We start from the raw sequence: 17,974 nt of genomic DNA, 5'->3' as shown, positions 1-17,974 counted from the left end.
CTCAGGCCCCGTCGCGAATCCAGCGCGCCGCCTTCTCCGCGATCATCAGCGTGGGGCTGTTGGTGTTGCCGCTGGTGATGGTGGGCATCACGCCGGCGTCCACCACGCGCAGGCCAGCGATGCCGCGCACGCGCAGGTGGCTGTCCACCACAGCCATGTCGTCGTCCGCGCGGCCCATCTTCGTGGTGCCCACGGGGTGAAAGATGGTGCTCGCGATGTCGCCGGCCAGGCGCGCGAGCTCCTCGTCACTCTGGTACATCGCCCCCGGCTTGAACTCCTCGGGCTTGAAGCGCGCCAGCGCCGGCTGCGCCACGATGCGCCGCGTCACGCGCAGGCTGTCGGCGGCCACGCGGCGGTCCTCTTCCGTGGCCAGGTAGAGCGGCGCGATGGCGGGCGCGGCCTCGGGGTCGGCACCGGTGATGCGCACGTGGCCCCGGCTGGTGGGGTTGAGGTTGCACACGCTCGCGGTGAAGGCGGGGAAGGCGTGCAAGGGCTCGCCGAAGGCGTCCAGGCTCAGCGGCTGCACGTGGTACTCGAGGTTCGCGTGCGGCTGCGAGGGATCGCTGCGCGTGAAGGCGCCGAGCTGACTGGGCGACATGCTCATGGGCCCGCTGCGCGAGAGCGCGTATTGCAGGCCGATGCGGGCCTTGCCCCACAGCGAACCGGCCAGCACGTTGAGCGTGGGCGCGCCCTGCACCTTGTAGACGGCGCGGATCTGCAGGTGGTCCTGCAGGTTCTCGCCCACGCCCTTCAGTTCGTGCTGCACCTCGATGCCGTGCTGGCGCAGCAGCGCCGCCGGGCCGACGCCCGAGCGCTGCAGGATCGCGGGCGAGCCGATGCTGCCCGCGCTGAGCACCACCTCCTGAGCGGCACGCACGCTGACGCGCTCGCCACCGCGCCGCAGTTCGGCGCCGGTGCAACGCAGCGCGCCGCTGGCGTCACGCTCGAACCGCAGGCGCTCGGTCAGCGTCTCGGTCCACACCGTGAGGTTGGGCCGCCGCAGCACCGGGCGCAGAAAGGCCTTGGACGCGTTCCAGCGCCAGCCGGCCTTCTGGTTCACCTCGAAGTAGCCCACGCCCTCGTTGTCGCCACTGTTGAAGTCGGGCGTGGCCGGCACGCCAGCCTGCTGCGCGGCCGCCGCGAAGGCGTCGAGGATGTCCCAGCGCAGGCGCTGCTTCTCCACGCGCCACTCGCCGGTGCTGCCGCGGCGGCCATTGCCGTGCAGGGCGGCGAAGGCCGGGTCCTGTGCGGCGTCCAGGCGGTAGTGGTCCTCGTGCGCGGTGAAGTCGGGCAGGCAGGCGTCCCAGCGCCAGGCGGCGTCGCCGGTGGCCTCGGCCCAGTGCTCGTAGTCGCGCCGCTGGCCGCGCATGTAGATCATGCCGTTGATGCTGGAGCAGCCGCCCAGGGTCTTGCCACGCGGGTAGCGCAGGCGCCGGCCATTGAGGCCGGGGTCGGGCTCGGTCTGGTAGCACCAGTCGGTGCGCGGGTTGCCGATGCAGTAGAGGTAGCCCACCGGGATGTGGATCCAGTGGTAGTCGTCCTTGCGGCCGGCCTCCACCAGCAGCACGCGCTTCGACGGGTCGGCGCTCAGGCGGTTGGCGAGCAGGCAACCGGCGGTGCCGGCACCGATGACGATGAAGTCGAAGGTGGTGTCGTTCACTTGGCGGTGGGCATGACGAATTCGGCGCCTTTGGAAATCGATTCCGGCCAGCGCTGCATGATGCTCTTCTGCTTCGTATAGAAGCGCACGCCCTCTTCGCCATAGGCGTGCGTGTCGCCGAACAGGCTCTTCTTCCAGCCGCCGAAGCCCTGCCAGGCCATGGGCACGGGAATCGGCACGTTGATGCCCACCATGCCCACCTGGATGCGCCGCGCGAACTCGCGCGCCACGTTGCCGTCGCGCGTGAAGCAGGAGACGCCGTTGCCGAACTCGTGCTCGTTGATGATCTGCACCGCCTGCGCGAAATCGGGCACGCGCACGCAGCTCAGCACGGGGCCGAAGATCTCCTCCCTGTAGATCTTCATGTCCGTGGTGACGTGATCGAACAGGGTGCCGCCCATCCAGAAGCCTTTGTCGCAGCCCTTGCCGGCCGTGGCGCCGCTGAAGCCCCGGCCATCCACCAGCAGCGTCGCGCCTTCCTTGGCGCCCGCATCGATGTAGCCGCTGATGCGCTGGTGCGCGGCGGCCGTGACGATGGGGCCCATCTCGGCCGCGAGGTTCATGCCGTCCAGCACCTTCAGCGTCTTCGTGCGCTCGACCAGCTTGGGCATGATCTTTTCGGCCACGTCGCCCACCAGAACCGCCACGCTGATGGCCATGCAACGCTCGCCGGCGCTGCCGTAGGCGCTGCCGATCAACGCGTCCACCGCCTGGTCCAGGTCGGCGTCGGGCATCACCACCATGTGGTTCTTCGCGCCGCCCAGTGCCTGCACGCGCTTGCCGTGGTGCGCGCCGGTTTCGTAGATGTAGTTGGCGATGGGCGTGGAGCCGACGAAGCTGATGGCTTTCACGTCGGGGTGCACCAGCAGCGCGTCCACCGCCTCCTTGTCGCCCTGCACCACGTTGAACACGCCATCGGGCAGGCCCGCCTGCTTGAGCAGCTCGCCCATGAACAGCGAGGCCGAGGGGTCGATGGGGCTGGGTTTGAGCACGAAGCAGTTGCCCGCGGCGATGGCCACCGGGAACATCCACATGGGCACCATCACCGGGAAGTTGAAGGGCGTGATGCCCGCGACCACGCCCAGCGGCTGGCGCAGGGTCCAGTTGTCCATGCCGGTGGAGACCTGGTCGGTGAAGTCGCCCTTGAGCAGTTGGGGAATGCCGCAGGCGAATTCGATGATGTCGATGCCGCGCGCAACCTCGCCCTGCGCGTCGGTGAACACCTTGCCGTGTTCGCTGGTGATCAGCTTCGCCAGATCGTCCTTGTGCTGATTCACCAGTTCAAGGAACTTGAACATCACGCGCGCGCGGCGGATCGGCGGCGTGTCGGCCCAGGCCGGGAAGGCGGCCTGCGCGGCGGCCACGGCGGTGTCGACGTCGGCGGCATTGGCCAGGGCCACGCGGCCGGTGACGGCGCCGGTGGCGGGGTTGGTCACGTCCTGCACGCGCGCGGAGGTGCCGGCGGCGACGCGGCCGCCAATGAAGTGGGCGATGGAGGTGGGGTTCGTGGTCATGGCGGCGGTCCCTGCGGTGAAGAAGCGGTCCGCCACTCTAGGCAGCCGGCCTGCTCCTGCCTAGGCCAAGGGCTTGAACGCATTGTTTGCCTTGGTGAACAATGTGCCCATGAGTCTGGAAAAAGCCGAACACCTCTGGTCCCACCTGCACTGGCTCACCGTGCTGGCGCAGCACGGCAGCTACACCGCGGCGGCGCAGCGCCTGGGCGTGAGCAAGGCCGCCATGAGCCAGCACATCAGCGAGCTCGAACGCGCGGCCGGCGTGCCCTTGGTGCAGCGCACCACGCGCAGCGTGCGCCTCACCGAGGCCGGCCAGCGCCTGGTCGACGGCCTGCGCGAGCCCTTCGAGCGCATCGCGCAAGGCTTCGCCAGCGTGCGCGACCTGGCCGAGGTGCCCGTGGGCCGTGTGCGGGTGACGGCGCCGGTGGCCTTCGCGCGCCAGCAGCTGGTGCCGCGCATCGCCGACTTCCTGCGCGAGCACCCGGGCATCCGCATCGAGCTCGATCTGTCGGACCGGCTGAGCTCGCTCGCCACCGAGGGCTTCGACCTCGCCATCCGCCACACCGCCGCGCCGCCCGACACGCACGTGGCCTGGACCCTGTGCCGCACGCGCTCGGTGCTGGTGGCTAGCCGCGCCTACCTGCGCCGCCGCGGCACGCCCGCCGCGCCGCATGACCTGGCCGGCCACGACTGCCTGCACTACCCACGCGCGCAGGACACGCCGGCCTGGCACTTCCAGCCCGCCGAAGGCCGCCGCAAGACCAACGCCCCGCGTTTCACGGTGGCGGTGAGCGGGCCGTTCGGCGCCAACAACAGCGAGGCGCTGCGCGAGGCGGCCATCGCCGGCCTGGGCATCGCCCTGCTGCCGGACTTCAGCGCCCAGGCCGCGCTGCGCGCGGGCAAGCTGGTCGAGGTGCTGCCGGACTGGCAGGCCGTGGGCACCTTCAGCGACCACCTCTACGCCATCCGGCCCTACGCCAGCCACGTGCCGCGCGCGGTGTCGGTCTTCGTGGCCTGGCTGCGCGAGGCGCTGGCGGAGGGCTTCCCGCTGCGGCCCTGAGCGTCATATGGCGCCCGACGCGAGGCCCATAGATGTTTTCGTCATAAACAACCAAAAACGTATTCGTTCCTTGTTCGACCACAAGTCGGGAACATCGCGGCCTTGTCGCTGACTTCAGCACCGCCGAACGACCCGATCGAACAAGGAACGAACCATGAGCACCCGCCGCCACCTGCTGACCACCCTGGGCGCCGCCGCCCTCACCCTCACGCTGGGCGCCGCCCAGGCCCAGGCGCCCGCGCCCGTCACCCTGCTCAACGTGAGCTACGACCCCACGCGCGAGCTCTACGTCGAATACAACGCGGCCTTCGCCAAGCACTGGAAGGCCAAGACCGGCCAGGACGTGACCATCAAGCAATCGCACGGCGGCTCGGGGCGCCAGGCCCGCGCCATCATCGACGGCCTGGACGCCGACGTGGCCACCCTGGCCCTGGCCGGCGACACCGACGCCCTGCACGCCAACGGCCAGTGGGTGCCCAAGGACTGGCAGAAGCGCCTGCCGCAGAACAGCTCGCCTTACACCTCCACCATCGTGCTGGTCACGCGCGCGGGCAACCCCAAGAACATCAAGGACTGGGACGACCTGATCCGCCCCGACGTCAAGGTCATCACGCCCAACCCCAAGACCTCGGGCGGCGCGCGCTGGAACTACCTGGCCGCCTGGGAGTTCGCCAAGCGCAAGTACGGCGGCGACGACAAGGCCAAGGAATTCGTGGCCAAGCTCTACGCCAACGTGCCCGTGCTGGACACCGGCGCGCGCGGCGCCTCCGTCACCTTCGCGCAGCGCAACCAGGGCGACGTCTTCATCAGCTGGGAGAACGAGGCCTACCTGCTGGAGAAGGAGTTCGGCAACAAGGTGGACTTCGTCTACCCCTCGCTGTCCATCCTGGCCGAGCCGGCCGTGACCGTGGTCGACAAGAACGTGGACAAGAAGGGCACGCGCGCCGTGGCCCAGGCCTACCTCGAGTACCTGTACACCGAAGAGGCGCAGGACATCATCGGCAAGCACTTCTACCGCCCACGCTCGGAGAAGGCCCAGGCCAAGTACGCCAAGCAACTGCCCAAGCTCAACCTGTTCACCATCGACGCCGCCTTCGGCGGCTGGGACCAGGCGGCCAAGCTGCACTTTGCCGACGGCGGCAGCTTCGACCAGATCTACACCCGCAAGTAGGGCTTCGCATGGGAGCGACAATCCTCGGGCCGTTGAAGGCCCCCATCAACCCACGAGGAGATCCCCCCCATGCCCAAGGCTTACTGGATGGCCACCTACCGATCGATCAGCGACCCCGCCGCGCTGGCGGCCTACGCCCAACTGGCGGGGCCGGCCCTGCAAGCGTTTGGCGCGCGCTTTCTGGCGCGCGGCATGCCCGCGCAGGTGTATGAGGCCGCCGTGCAGCAACGCGCCGTGCTGATCGAGTTCGACAGCGTGGACCAGGCCATCGCGGCGCACGACAGCTCCGCCTATCAGGAGGCGCTGCAGGCCTTGGGCGACGGCGCCGAGCGGGACATCCGCATCATCGAAGCCATCGCCTGAGCGTCATCCGGCGGCCGGTGGCCGCCGTTTCTTATGCCACCGCGGCATGAAGAAACAAGAAAACTGTCGTTTGCTTTTGTGAAGGGCACTCCCAGAATGCCCGTCCTGACCCCGGACTCCATGAGCAAACGACCATGAACACCGCCCTGCGCACCACCGTCGCCGCCCTCGGGCTGGCCCTCAGCACCCTGGCCTCGGCCCAGAGCACCACGCTGCTCAACGTCTCGTACGACGTGGCGCGCGAGTTCTACAAGGACATCAACGCCGCCTTCGTCGAGCAGCAGAAGAAGGCCGGCAAGACCGTGGTGGTGAACCAGTCGCACGCCGGCTCCAGCGCCCAGGCGCGCGCCGTCGCCGACGGCCTGGAGGCCGACGTGGTCACCATGAACACCACCACCGACGTGGACTTCCTCGCCGACAAGGGCGTGGTCGCCAAGGACTGGCGCCAGAAATTCCCCCACAACGCCGCGCCCACCACCTCCACCATGCTGTTCCTGGTGCGCAACGGCAATCCCAAGAACGTCAAGGACTGGGACGACCTGATCAAGCCCGGCGTGCAGGTCGTGGTGGTCAACCCCAAGACCGGCGGCAACGGCCGCTACGCCTACCTGGCGGCCTGGGGCCAGGTGCGCGCCAAGGGCGGCACCGACGAGCAGGCCGCCGCATTCGTGAAGAAGCTCTACGCCAACGTGCCCGTGCTGGCGCGCGGCGGGCGCGACGCCACCGGCACCTTCCTGCAGCGCAACGTCGGCGACGTGCTGATCACCTTCGAATCCGAGGTGGTGTCGGTGAACAACGAGTTCGGCGCCGGCAAGGTCGACGCCATCCACCCGAGCGCGAGCATCGTGGCCGAGAACCCGGTCGCCATCGTCGAGCGCACGGTGAACAAGAAAGGCACGGCCGTCGAGGCCAAGGCCTACCTCGACTTCCTCTACTCCGAGCAGGGCCAGGAGATCGCGGCGAAGCACAACATCCGCCCGCGCTCGGAAGCGGTGCTGAAAAAACACGCCGATGTCTTCAAGCCCGTCAAGCTGTTCACCGTCGAGCAGTACTTCGGCTCCTTCGCCGACGCACAGAAGACCCACTTCAACGACGGCGGCAAGTTCGACCAGCTGTACACCGTTCGCTGAGCCATGACCGCCACCACGCTGCCCCTGCCGGCAGCGCCCGGCGCGCGGCGCACCGCGCGCCGCGTGCTGCCGGGCTTCAACATCACCCTGGGCTACACGCTGCTCTACCTGGGCCTGATCGTGCTGATCCCGCTCTCGGCCCTGGTCCTCAAGACCTTCTCGATGACCTGGCCGCAGTTCTGGGACGCCGTGGCCTCGCCGCGCGTGCTGGCCTCCTACCGCCTCACCTTCGGCGCCTCGCTGATCGCCGCGCTGGTGAACGTCGTGTTCGGCCTGCTGGTGGCCTGGGTGCTGGTGCGCTACAGCTTCCCCGGCAAGAAGATCGTCGACGCCCTGGTGGACCTGCCCTTCGCGCTGCCCACCGCCGTGGCCGGTATCTCGCTCACCGCGCTGCTGGCCGACAACGGCTGGATCGGCCAGTACTTCGTGCCGCTGGGCATCCAGCTCGCCTTCAACCCCAATGGCGTGGTCATCGCGCTCATCTTCATCGGCCTGCCCTTCGTGGTGCGCACGGTGCAGCCCGTGCTGGAAGACACCGAGAAAGAGCTGGAAGAAGCCGCCAGCAGCCTGGGCGCCACGCGCTGGCAGATCTTCTGGCGCGTGATCTTCCCCAGCATCGCACCCGCGCTGCTCACGGGCTTCGCCATGGCCTTCGCGCGCGCGGTGGGTGAGTACGGCTCGGTGATCTTCATCGCCGGCAACATGCCCATGGTGTCGGAGATCACGCCGCTGATCATCATCTCCAAGCTCGAGCAGTACGACTACGCGGGCGCCACCGCCGTGGCCTCCGTGATGCTGGGCATCTCCTTCGTGCTGCTGCTGGTCATCAACGGCCTGCAGGCCTGGCAGCGCAAGCGTTCCGGTGGAGCGATGGCATGAGCCTTGTACGAACCGAGGCGCCCTGGGTGCGCCGCACGCTGATCGGCATCGCCCTGGTCTTCATGGCGCTGTTCCTGGTGCTGCCGCTGGCCGCCGTGTTCGCCGAGGCGCTGCGCAAAGGTTGGGAAGCCTACTGGGAAGCGCTGAAGGAGCCAGATGCCTGGGCTGCGATTCGCCTTACCCTGATCACCGCCGCCGTGGCCGTGCCGCTGAACCTGGTGTTCGGCGTGGCCGCGGCCTGGGCCGTGGCCAAGTTCGAGTTCCGCGGCAAGGCCTTCCTCACCACGCTGATCGATCTGCCCTTCTCCGTCTCGCCCGTGGTGGCTGGCCTGATCTACGTGCTGGTGTTCGGCGCGCAGGGCTGGCTGGGCCCCTGGCTGGCCGAGCACGACATCAAGATCGTCTTCGCCGTGCCCGGCATCATCCTGGCCACCATCTTCGTCACCTTCCCCTTCATCGCACGCGAGCTCATTCCGCTGATGCAGGCGCAGGGCAACGACGAGGAACAGGCCGCGCAGGTGCTGGGCGCCACCGGCTGGCAGACCTTCTGGCACGTCACGCTGCCCAACATCAAGTGGGGCCTGATCTACGGCGTGATCCTGTGCAACGCGCGCGCCATGGGCGAGTTCGGGGCGGTCTCGGTGGTCTCGGGCCACATCCGCGGCCAGACCAACACCATGCCGCTGCACGTCGAGGTGCTCTACAACGAGTACCAGTCGGTCGCGGCCTTCGCGGTGGCCTCGCTGCTGGCGCTGCTGGCACTCGTCACCCTCGTCATCAAGACCGCGGCCGAGTGGCGCATGGAGCGCGAGCTCAAGGCCCTGGCCGAGCTGCCGCCCGAGCGGCCGCGCCACGACGCCACCGTCGCAGGAGTTACCCCATGAGCGCCGCACGGCCGCCCGAAGGCACTCGCACCGCAGCGCGCTGCGCGAAGGTTTCACCATGAGCATCAACGTCCAGAACATCTCCAAGCACTTCGGCACGTTCCACGCGCTGGACAACATCCAGCTCGACATCGAGAGCGGCGAACTCCTGGCCCTGCTGGGCCCCTCGGGCTGCGGCAAGACCACGCTGCTGCGCATCATCGCGGGGCTGGAAACGGCCGACGCCGGCCAGATCGTGATCAGCGGCGAAGACAGCACGCACGTGCACGTGCGCGAGCGCAACGTGGGCTTCGTGTTCCAGCACTACGCGCTGTTTCGCCACATGACGGTGGCCGACAACGTGGCCTTCGGCCTGCGCGTGAAGCCGCGCGGCGAGCGCCCGAGCGAGAAGCAGATCCAGGCCAAGGTGCACGATCTGCTCAAGCTGGTGCAGCTCGACTGGCTGGCCGAGCGCTACCCGGCCCAACTCTCCGGCGGCCAGCGCCAGCGCATTGCCCTGGCGCGTGCGCTGGCGGTGGAGCCCAAGGTGCTGCTGCTCGACGAGCCCTTCGGCGCGCTCGACGCCCAGGTGCGCAAGGAACTGCGCCGCTGGCTGCGTCGCCTGCACGACGAACTGCACGTCACCAGCATCTTCGTCACGCACGACCAGGAAGAGGCGCTGGAAGTGGCCGACCGCGTGGTGCTCATGAACCACGGCAAGATCGAGCAGGTGGGTTCGCCGCGCGAGGTGTGGGAACACCCGGCCACGCCCTTCGTGGCGCGCTTCCTGGGCGGCGTGCCGCTGGTGGGCGACGGCACCCGCCCGCTGCGCCCCCACGAGCTTCAGGTGCAGCGCCTGCTGCCCGGCGCCGACACCACGGGCGCCGTGGTGGCCACGCTGCGCCGCGCGCTGGTGCTCGACCCGGTGGTGCGGCTCGAACTGGAGTGCACCTCGGGCGGGCACGACCTGATCGAGGCCCGCCTCAGCACGGCGCAGTTCCAGACCCTGGGCCTGCGCGAGGGCGATACGGTGCTCGTCTCGCCGCGCGCCGCGCCCGCCGAGGTGGACCCGGCCCTGGCCTGAGTCCGGCGTCCCTTCGGGCGCCCGCCGGGCCTTGCACGCCGGCGGTGCGGGAACCCCGCTGTCGTCAAACGGTCATCCAGGGGCACGAGCATCACCGCGCCCCATGGACCACAGCCTTGCCCGCCGCCTGCGCCGCGCCGCCATCCGCCAGGAGCGGCTGTGGCGCGCGCACGGCCTGGGCGGCTCTCACAACCCGGATGAGACGGCCCCGCTGCGCCTGACGCTGACCGAGCTGCTGAACCTGCACGGCGAGGCTTCCCTGCCGGTGCTGGTGATGGTGCTCTCGCTGTTCACCCTCATCCCGGTGGGCGGCGCGGGCTGGTTCGTCAGCTTCTTCATCGTGGCGCTCGGCTGGTACTGGGCGCGCGGCCACGAGCGCGTGGCCCTGCCCGGCGCCTTGGGCGGCTTCACCCTGAACGAACGCTGGTCGCGACGCAGCCTGCACGCCCTGGCCTGGTTGTATGCCCTGGCCGATCGGTGGCTGAGCCCGCGCTGGCAGGTCTGGCGGCACGAAGGCACGCGCGGCTGGTGGGGCCTGTGGATCGCGGTGATGGCCTTCATCATCTTCCTGCCCCTGCCCTTCGGCAATGTGCTGCCCAGCGCGAGCCTGGTGCTGCTGGGCCTGGGTTGGCTGTTTCGCGACGGCCTGGCGCTGGCCGTGTCCACCGTGGCCGGCGCGGCGGCCATCGCCTACACCCTGGCCTTCGGGCAACTCGCGATCGACATCGTGTCACGCGGCTGGCACTGGCTGATGGCCTGAGGGAGCGGCGCGGCGTGCCTCCCCCAGTGCGAGCCCGCTCGTGGCCTGGAGCACCGCTCTGATGCAAACGCCTTAGGGTGCCGCGGGCCTAGGACACGCGCCCGACGTCCGAGGGGCCGGGAGCCTCCGCTCTCACGGAACCCTCAAGACACCAGGCCCGACACAAGCCAGTACCCGAGCACGACCCCGTGCGATCGGACCTTCGCAGCCGAGCTGCCGCCATGACCCTGCACGACTTTCAAGCCCTGATGGAGGGACTGGCCCCATGTTGCCCAGTCCGGCCCAGTGCCCGCATCGAAGACGCGGTCGACATCGAGGTCGACGACACGCTGGTCAGCGTGCAGTGGAGCGAGAGCAGCGGGCTGCTGGAGCTGACGCTGACCCTGCCCGTCGTGATCGACGGCGGCGAGCATCCGCAGGCGCAGTTGGCGCTGTATCGCGCGCTGCTCGAGCGCCATTGGCTGGAGACCGGCGGCGATGCGGGCATCGGCTTCGGACTGATGCCCTCGAGCGACGAGGTGGTGGGCATGGCCACGCTCGACGGCGCCACTGTCCCCGGGCCAGACGCCTTTCTCGACGCCGTGCAACTAACGCTCGCCAGCGCGATCGGCGAGTGGTTGGGTGTGTGCGGACAGGTCCTGATGCAACAGGTCGCTGCCGCCGGCTCGGCGCCCGAAGAGGGCGTGGCGCCTCCCTCGCCCCCTTTGCTGCCGGTTTGAGGCCCACCAGCGATCAAGAACGGAGTACCCCATGGAAAGCAGTTCCAGCAGCCTTGGCTACCGGCCGCAGGCGCATCGGACCAAGACCTCGTCCGCGTCGATCACGAACCGGTCGACGTCGGCGTCGAACTTCGACGATGCCCGGTCGGGAAACGTTTCGCTTTCCCCGGACGCCGGGATCGATCTCACCCGTCGGCCGCAGAAGCACCGCCGCCGGGACCGCTCCGCCGCCAAGGCACCCGATGCGTCCTTGCAGGTGAACCTTCCCCCGCGTCCCAAACCCCTGGCGCTGCGGCACACCCCGCCCACCCGCGAGGCGGCCGGCCAGTCGGCGCGCCTGCTTCAGTGGCGCCGAGACCATCGCAAGTTTCTGCTCGGCACCACCTTTCAAGGCGCTGCGCTCGGCGCCGTGGGCGGCGGAGCAACGGGGGCCATTGCGGGCCTGGTGTCCAACGTAAGCGGAGGGGTCCCATTCGGCTCGTTCTTCAACGGGGTCGCCTGCGCGGCCTCACTCGCCGACATCTACCAGGCGAAGATCAGCGCCGAACAGGCCCACGAGATGTATATGGAGGCGCACGTGGCGCTGGCCGAGCAGCGCCAACTGCTCGACGAACTCAACGGGCGCCTTCAGGGTGGCCCGCCCCTCCCCGAAGACGCGTCGCTTCGCGATCTGGCGAACAGCCTGATTCAGCAGTTCGAGGGTTTCATCCAGAGCTACCACCAGGCCTTCTTCAGGGACGCCGGAGCCTTGCACGTCCAACGCGCCAGCAAGGCCTTGCAAGCGCAGGCCGGGGAACTGGTGGCCCTCAAAGCCGAATACGACCGCTGTGGGGACGAGAGCCAGCAGCATCGTCTGTGGACGCGCGCACAGGATGTGCGCGCGTCCCTGCAGGAGCGTCTCTCGCCCGGGCAGATGAAAAAGGATCTGAGGGCACGCCTGGCACAAGCCAGGAACGAACTGGAGCACAAAGAGGACGAGGCACTGCAGCGGAGGCGCTCGCACGGAATGGACGTCGCGCAGCGGATCGGCGGATACACGATCGAGCTGGAACATGGACACATCACCGCCGAGCGGCGATCTGAAGTCACGCAATTGCTCGCCGAGGCCAGGCAATGGCAGCGGGAGGAAGAAGACGATCAGCGGGCCATCGAGCAACTGCGGCAAGAGATCCTTGACCTGAAAGACGACTTGAAGCGCCTGGACAGCTGGCCACGCCGGGTGGTGCTGGCCCCCTTCGGCGACAGCGGACCAGCCGAACTGGCCCGCGTGCGCGATGAGGTATTGGGCAGCCTGAAACTGCTCGTGGAGCTCAGCGCTACCGGGAACTCGATGGCGGCCGTGTTCGGGGCGGCGATCTTCAGCTCCATCAACCTCCTGTTCCCGGCCTGGGTTCTGGACCTGTTCAGCGGCCGCATCGACATCAAGGGTGGCAAGCACGGCATGGCCGCCGCCGCCGCCGCCAAGCGGCCCGTGATCGACAGGGGCGCCTATGCGGCTGCGTTGTGCCAGGCGTACGGGCAGCTCGCCGACGTGCGGGGTCGGGCATGCCAATACCCGCTGCGGGCCATGACGCTCTGCGCCGGCAGGCAACTGAACTTCCTGCACCACACCAGCCGAACCAACAAGGAGCGCAAGCTCCATGGGCTGAAGGCCATCGTGAATGGCCTCCTGCTGCTCGGCACCGGCGTCGTCACGGCGTTGACGGGGGTGCCCGTGGTTGCGGGCCCTGCGGTGGCCGGTGGCACCACCAGCGTGGCGTACCTCATCGACGGTGTGAAGTACTACGTCGAGCTGGGGGCGGACAAGCACGACCGCAAACAGGACGAAGCCGTTGCCCTGGCCCTCGTGCGCCTTTTTGGCCCACAAGCCCCGGACGAGTTCTACCGCGACATGGCCGAGGGCTACACGCACCGCTGGGACAAGCGCCTGGAGATGCTGCGCCAGCAACTGCGCGCCACGCCCGATGGCCGGGACCTGGACCCGAAGCTGCTGCAGCCGCACGCCCTGGCGTCCAACCCCTGGTTGGCGATCGAACACCTCGGCCAGGCGCTCTACGTGCGGGCGCGAGACCACGGCATCGGCACGCCCACCATCGAGTCCCAACTGGTGACCCAACTGGCCGAGGCCCAGGGCAAGGCCGACCCCGGCGCCTGGGACCCGAAGAACTTCCCCAGCCCGGAGCTGTACCTGCAACAGGTGCGCCAATCGCTGAGCGAGCTGTACGGCTTGCAGCCGGACCCCGAAGACCACCTGCCCCTTCAAGACCCGCGCAAGCTGGCCGACATCGCCACGAGCGTCAACGGCTGGATCGAGCGGCACTTCAATCAGAAGAACGCCCTGTCGGAGGACGGGACACTGACGCTTCAAGGCTGGATCAACAGAGTGGCGAACGAGCCGGAGGCCTTCGGCAAACGCTTGGCGGAACTGCGCCTGAAGGAGTCTCAGCGCCTGAGGGAGCAGTTGAATTTTCTGGGCCGCAAGCTGCGCGAGCAAGGCATCGGACCACGGGAGCTGTACGCCTTGCAGGCCCAGAGCGTGCAGCCGCCAGCGGAAGACGGGCAGCACCCCCTGCAGCACGCGCCGCAACTCAGGGAAAGTTTCGCGCCCTACCTGCTCGAACTGATCGCGGACCCTTCCTGGCTCGACACCACCGCGGCCCCGGCGCCTCCCGCCGTACAACCGGCGGCGAGCACCGACGAGACCCGGATGGCGGGCCATCTGATCAAAGCCTTCAAGGACGTCGGCCGCAGCCGGCGCGATGGGCCACCCGTGAGGCGGCCCACGCCTCTCGGTGACCAGAACCGCGCCGCTGCTGAGCCGAGGCACGTGCGTCTGGGCCGGTGGATGGGGCAACGCCCCGCAGCCATCGGCAAGCACCTCCATCAACAACGGGCCAACCCCTTGGGCACACCGGACAGGGCCATCAAGGAACTGCACCGGCTGGAAAAGAAGCCGAACGCGACCGAGTTGCAGGTGCTCATGCAGCAAATCCTTGTGGCGCTGGCCAGAGAAGTGGGTGGCCCAGGCCTCGTATTGCCCAAGGACTCTGACGTCATGGCCTCGCTGCCAGACGACGCCAGCGACGCCGACCTGAAACGGGCCCACATCCTGGCCCTCCTGAAGACGGCTCGAAATGCGGCGCAAACCACCGCGGCCGGTATCCCGGAGAAAGCCACGGGCCGCGCCAGGGACATCGACGGCCAGAAGCAGCTGAAGGCGCGAATGACGGACACATATTTGTTGTGCGTCCAGTTGACACGGCTCGTGGAAGCGCAGGAGTCCGTCGGCGCCATCCTGGCACCCATCGAGGTGCGCTGAGCCGCCACCGCCCGATCACGGCGACCACGCGCAGACGCCCCTTCCAGGGGCGCAGGCCGGTGTCACAGGCGCCCCCTAGAATCGCCGCACACCCTGCCCGCCCATGCAAGACACGGCCCTGAACGACTGTCCGCTCTATGTGGACCTCGACGGCTCGCTCACGCCGAGCGACACGCTGCACGAGTCCGTCGTGCTGTTCGCCCGCCGCCACCCGGTGAACCTGCTGCGCATGGTGGGCTGGCTGCCGCGGGGCAAGGCCGGCTTCAAGCGCGCGCTGGCCGACGCCGTGCTGCCCGAGCCCGCGCAACTGCCCTGGCGCGCCGACTTCATCGACTTTCTTCGCCATGAACACGCGCGTGGCCGCACCTTGGTACTGGCCACCGCCGCCGACGCGCGCATCGCGCGGCGCGTGGCCGACCACCTGGGCGTGTTCAGCGACGTGCTGGCCACCGAGGACGGAGGCCCCAACCTGAGCCGCACCCACAAGCGCGAAGCCATCGCCGCGCACGCGCGCGCCCAAGGCCACGCGCGCTGGGCCTACGCCGGCAACAGCGCCGACGACCTGGACGTGTGGGCCGGCAGCGCCCAGGCCGTGGCGGTGAACGCGCCGGCCGGCGTGCTGCGGCGCCTGCAGGCCTCCCATGCACCCGCACAGGTGTTCACGCACCAACCCCTGTCCCTCAAGACCGTGCTGCGGGCCATCCGCCTCAAGCAGTGGTCCAAGAACGGCCTGCTGTTCGTGCCACTGCTGGCCGCGCACACCACCGCGCCCTCGCTGTGGTTCACCCTGTTCGTGGCCTTCATCGCGTTCGGGCTGTGCGCCTCGGCCACCTACCTCGTCAACGACCTGCTGGACCTGCCCAACGACCGCGCGCACCGCCTCAAGCGTTTTCGTCCCTTGGCCGCGGGGACGCTGGGCATCGGCGCCGCCGTGGCCATCGGCACAGGCATGATCCTGGCCGCCTTCGCCTTGGCGCTCTGGGTCGGCGGCGCCTTCACTGCCGCGCTGCTGCTCTACACCGCGCTCACGCTGGGCTATTCGCTGCGCTGGAAGCGCATCCCGCTCATCGACGTGCTGCTGCTGGCCACGCTCTACACGCTGCGCATCGGCGCCGGCGCGCTGGCGGGGCACGTGGACCTGTCCAACTGGTTGCTGGCCATCTCCATCTTCCTGTTCCTGAGCCTGGCGCTGGTCAAGCGCTGCGCCGAGCTGGAAGAGGCGGTGGAGGCGCACCACGCGCCCGCGCCCGGCCGCGGTTACCAGCCCCGCGACCTGGCCACGCTGCGCACCATGGGCATGACCAGCGGCTTCATGTCGGTGCTGGTGCTCACGCTCTACATCGACTCGCCCAACAGCCGCGCGCTCTATGGCCAGCCCGACTGGCTGTGGGCCGCCGCGCCCGTGCTGCTGCTGTGGGTGATGCGCATATGGTTCAAGACCGGGCGGCGCGAGCTCTATGGCGAAGACCCGCTGGCCTTCGCGCTGAAGGACCCCTTCAGTTGGGCCACGCTGCTCATCATGGGCGGCATCGGTGTGGCCGCCACCATCGGCTGGCAACCCCATCTATGAAAACCCTCGCCCTATTGCTCGCGCTGGTCTGCGTGCTCATGTCGTCGGCGGCCCAGCTTGCCATGAAGCGCGGACTGGGCCCCGGCGGCGCCGACGTGGCCGGCACCTACGCGCAGGCCTTCACCAGCCCCATGGTCTGGCTGGGCCTGATGCTTTACGGCGCCAGCGCCGTGCTGTGGCTGTGGGTGCTGTCGCGGCTGGACGTGTCCCTCGCCTACCCGCTGGTGAGCCTGGGCTTCGTGGTCACCATGCTGCTGGGCGTCCTGTGGCTGGGCGAGCCGTTCTCGTGGCTGCGCGTGGCGGGCTGCACTTTGATCGTGGTCGGCGTGAGCCTGCTGGCCCTGGATGCGCGCGTGTGAAAGCCGACAACAACTCCCTCGCGGCCGCGCGCCGCGTCTTCTGGTGGGCCTTTGGCCTGACGCTGCTGCTCAAGCTGTTCCTCGCCGCGGTGTTCCCCTTCACCGGCGACGAGGCCTTTTTCTACCAGTGGGGTGCGCACCCGGCCTGGCACTACTCAGACCACCCGCCACTGGTGGGCTGGCTGATCGCGGGTCTGCGCGCCATCGGCGGCGACGCGCCCCTGGTGCTGCGCAGCGTCACGCTGCTCGTGACCAGCGCCATCGCTCTGCTGGTGGTGGACCTGCTGCGCCGCCTGCTGCCTGAGGAATCCGAGCCCCAGGCCTGGCTCTCGGGCGCGGTGTACCTGGCCCTGCCCTGGAGCTGGCTGTTCGTGCTGGTGACCACCGACACGCCCCTGATCCTGTTCATGGCGCTGTCGTTCTGGGCCTACGTTCGCGCGGACACGGCCGAGCGCGCCACGGGCTGGTACCTGCTCAGCGGCGCCCTGCTCGGCGCGGCCTTCTTCGGCAAGTACTTCGCCGCCCTGCTAGGCTTCGCCTACGCCGCCCACGCCTGGGGCTGGCGGCGCGAACGCTGGTGGGCGCCGCTGCTGGTCTTCGTGGCCGCACTGCCCGCCATCGCGGCCAACCTGTACCTGAACGCCACGCACGGCTGGAGCCACGTGATGTTCAACGTCTTCAACCGCAACGAGGCGTCGGCGTGGTCCATCGAGACCTTCCTCACCTATGTGGGCATGGCGCTGTACCTGGTGACCCCCTGGTGGCTGTGGCGCGCCGCGCGCTCGCGCGCCCCCGAAGGCGTGAGCGCCACCACCCGCACCACGCTCGCGGTGCTGTGGATCTTCCCCTTCGTGGTGTTCGCGCTGCTGGCCACGCGCCGCACCATCGGCCTGCACTGGGTGCTGGGCTTCGTGCCGGTGTTCGTGGTGTGGGCCGGCCTGCGCTGCGACGTGCGCCCGCTGCGCCGGCTGCTGGGCTACACGCTGGTGCTGTCGCTGCCGCACCTGGTGGTGGTGCTGGCGCTGGTGCTGAGTCCGGTGTCGTGGTGGTCCACGACGAAGTGGGCCGACCGCATCGTGTTCCTGCGCGACAACCCGGCCGTGGTGGCCGCGCTGCGCCAGGGCCTGCCCGCCAACGGCGCCCTGATGGCCCACGCCTACAACCCGGCGGCCATGCTGGCCTTTCGCCACGGGCAGTACGTGCCGGTGTTCGGCCAGGGCCGCCACCACGCGCGACAGGACGACCAGATCGTCGACTTCCGCCGCTACGACGGGCGGCCGATCCGCGTGTTCCAGTACGACGAGCCCGACCCCTCGGTGTACGCGCCCTATTTCGAGCGCGTGAGCAAGCAGGCCTTCGTGGTCGATGGCGCGCAGTTCTGGTTCGTCGACGGGGAGGGTTTCCGCTTCGCGCCCTACCGCGAGAACGTGCTCGCAGCCGTGGCGCGCGACTTCCACGACATCCCGCGCTGGCTGCCGCTGTGGGGCAACCCGTTCTGCGAACGCTACGGGTTCAAGGACTGC

General features: G+C 69.0%; 15 protein-coding genes. 13 read left to right on the top strand and 2 right to left on the bottom strand.

The window, feature by feature from the left end; translation table 11 throughout:
• Position 1: 1 nt before the first annotated feature.
• A complete protein-coding gene (locus VLG41_RS16170) occupies positions 2-1,660 on the bottom strand; it encodes a GMC family oxidoreductase (protein WP_325350421.1) in 1,659 nt (552 codons plus the stop codon).
• Positions 1,657-3,174, bottom strand: coding sequence for a CoA-acylating methylmalonate-semialdehyde dehydrogenase (locus tag VLG41_RS16165; protein ID WP_325350420.1), 1,518 nt, complete (start codon positions 3,172-3,174; stop codon positions 1,657-1,659). The genes VLG41_RS16170 and VLG41_RS16165 overlap by 4 nt, the downstream gene beginning before the upstream one ends.
• 109 nt (positions 3,175-3,283) lie before the next feature.
• On the opposite strand from VLG41_RS16165, the gene VLG41_RS16160 reads away from it, so the two are divergent.
• The 13 genes from VLG41_RS16160 to VLG41_RS16100 form a co-directional block, all read left to right on the top strand.
• Positions 3,284-4,234, top strand: a complete 951-nt coding sequence (locus VLG41_RS16160) for a LysR family transcriptional regulator (protein ID WP_325350419.1) — start codon at positions 3,284-3,286, stop codon at positions 4,232-4,234.
• A 154-nt stretch (positions 4,235-4,388) separates the two neighbouring features.
• Positions 4,389-5,405 (top strand): sulfate ABC transporter substrate-binding protein, encoded by a 1,017-nt coding sequence (locus VLG41_RS16155; protein WP_325350418.1) that lies wholly within the window; start codon positions 4,389-4,391, stop codon positions 5,403-5,405.
• Between the two features lie 69 nt (positions 5,406-5,474).
• Positions 5,475-5,768 (top strand): DUF1330 domain-containing protein, encoded by a 294-nt coding sequence (locus tag VLG41_RS16150; RefSeq protein ID WP_325350417.1) that lies wholly within the window; start codon positions 5,475-5,477, stop codon positions 5,766-5,768.
• A 134-nt stretch (positions 5,769-5,902) separates the two neighbouring features.
• Positions 5,903-6,898 carry a sulfate ABC transporter substrate-binding protein gene (locus VLG41_RS16145; RefSeq protein ID WP_325350416.1) on the top strand — a complete coding sequence of 332 codons (996 nt, stop codon included), beginning with the start codon at positions 5,903-5,905 and terminating at the stop codon, positions 6,896-6,898.
• 3 nt (positions 6,899-6,901) lie between these two features.
• Entirely contained in the window at positions 6,902-7,777 is an 876-nt protein-coding gene (gene cysT, locus VLG41_RS16140) for a sulfate ABC transporter permease subunit CysT (protein WP_325350415.1), read from the top strand.
• A complete protein-coding gene (cysW, locus tag VLG41_RS16135) occupies positions 7,774-8,661 on the top strand; it encodes a sulfate ABC transporter permease subunit CysW (RefSeq protein ID WP_325350414.1) in 888 nt (295 codons plus the stop codon). The genes cysT and cysW overlap by 4 nt, the downstream gene beginning before the upstream one ends.
• Before the next feature lie 58 nt (positions 8,662-8,719).
• Positions 8,720-9,724, top strand: a complete 1,005-nt coding sequence (locus tag VLG41_RS16130; RefSeq protein WP_325350413.1) for a sulfate ABC transporter ATP-binding protein — start codon at positions 8,720-8,722, stop codon at positions 9,722-9,724.
• 103 nt (positions 9,725-9,827) lie between these two features.
• Positions 9,828-10,484, top strand: coding sequence for an exopolysaccharide biosynthesis protein (locus VLG41_RS16125; RefSeq protein ID WP_325350412.1), 657 nt, complete (start codon positions 9,828-9,830; stop codon positions 10,482-10,484).
• A gap of 221 nt (positions 10,485-10,705) precedes the next feature.
• Positions 10,706-11,203: a hypothetical protein gene (locus tag VLG41_RS16120; protein WP_325350411.1), complete on the top strand. Its 498-nt coding sequence runs from the start codon at positions 10,706-10,708 to the stop codon at positions 11,201-11,203.
• Between the two features lie 31 nt (positions 11,204-11,234).
• Complete coding sequence (locus VLG41_RS16115; RefSeq protein WP_325350410.1) at positions 11,235-14,522, top strand: hypothetical protein; 3,288 nt, start codon at positions 11,235-11,237, stop codon at positions 14,520-14,522.
• A gap of 103 nt (positions 14,523-14,625) precedes the next feature.
• Entirely contained in the window at positions 14,626-16,092 is a 1,467-nt protein-coding gene (locus tag VLG41_RS16110; RefSeq protein WP_325350409.1) for a UbiA family prenyltransferase, read from the top strand.
• Complete coding sequence (locus VLG41_RS16105; RefSeq protein WP_291017901.1) at positions 16,089-16,451, top strand: DMT family transporter; 363 nt, start codon at positions 16,089-16,091, stop codon at positions 16,449-16,451. The genes VLG41_RS16110 and VLG41_RS16105 overlap by 4 nt, the downstream gene beginning before the upstream one ends.
• A partial coding sequence (locus tag VLG41_RS16100; protein ID WP_325350408.1) for an ArnT family glycosyltransferase occupies positions 16,448-17,974 on the top strand: 1,527 nt, incomplete at its 3' end. The genes VLG41_RS16105 and VLG41_RS16100, both read left to right, overlap by 4 nt.

This window comes from Hydrogenophaga sp. (genome assembly GCF_035481345.1).
Lineage (GTDB): Bacteria > Pseudomonadota > Gammaproteobacteria > Burkholderiales > Burkholderiaceae_C > Hydrogenophaga.
This window is presented reverse-complemented; position numbering and strand designations above follow the sequence as displayed.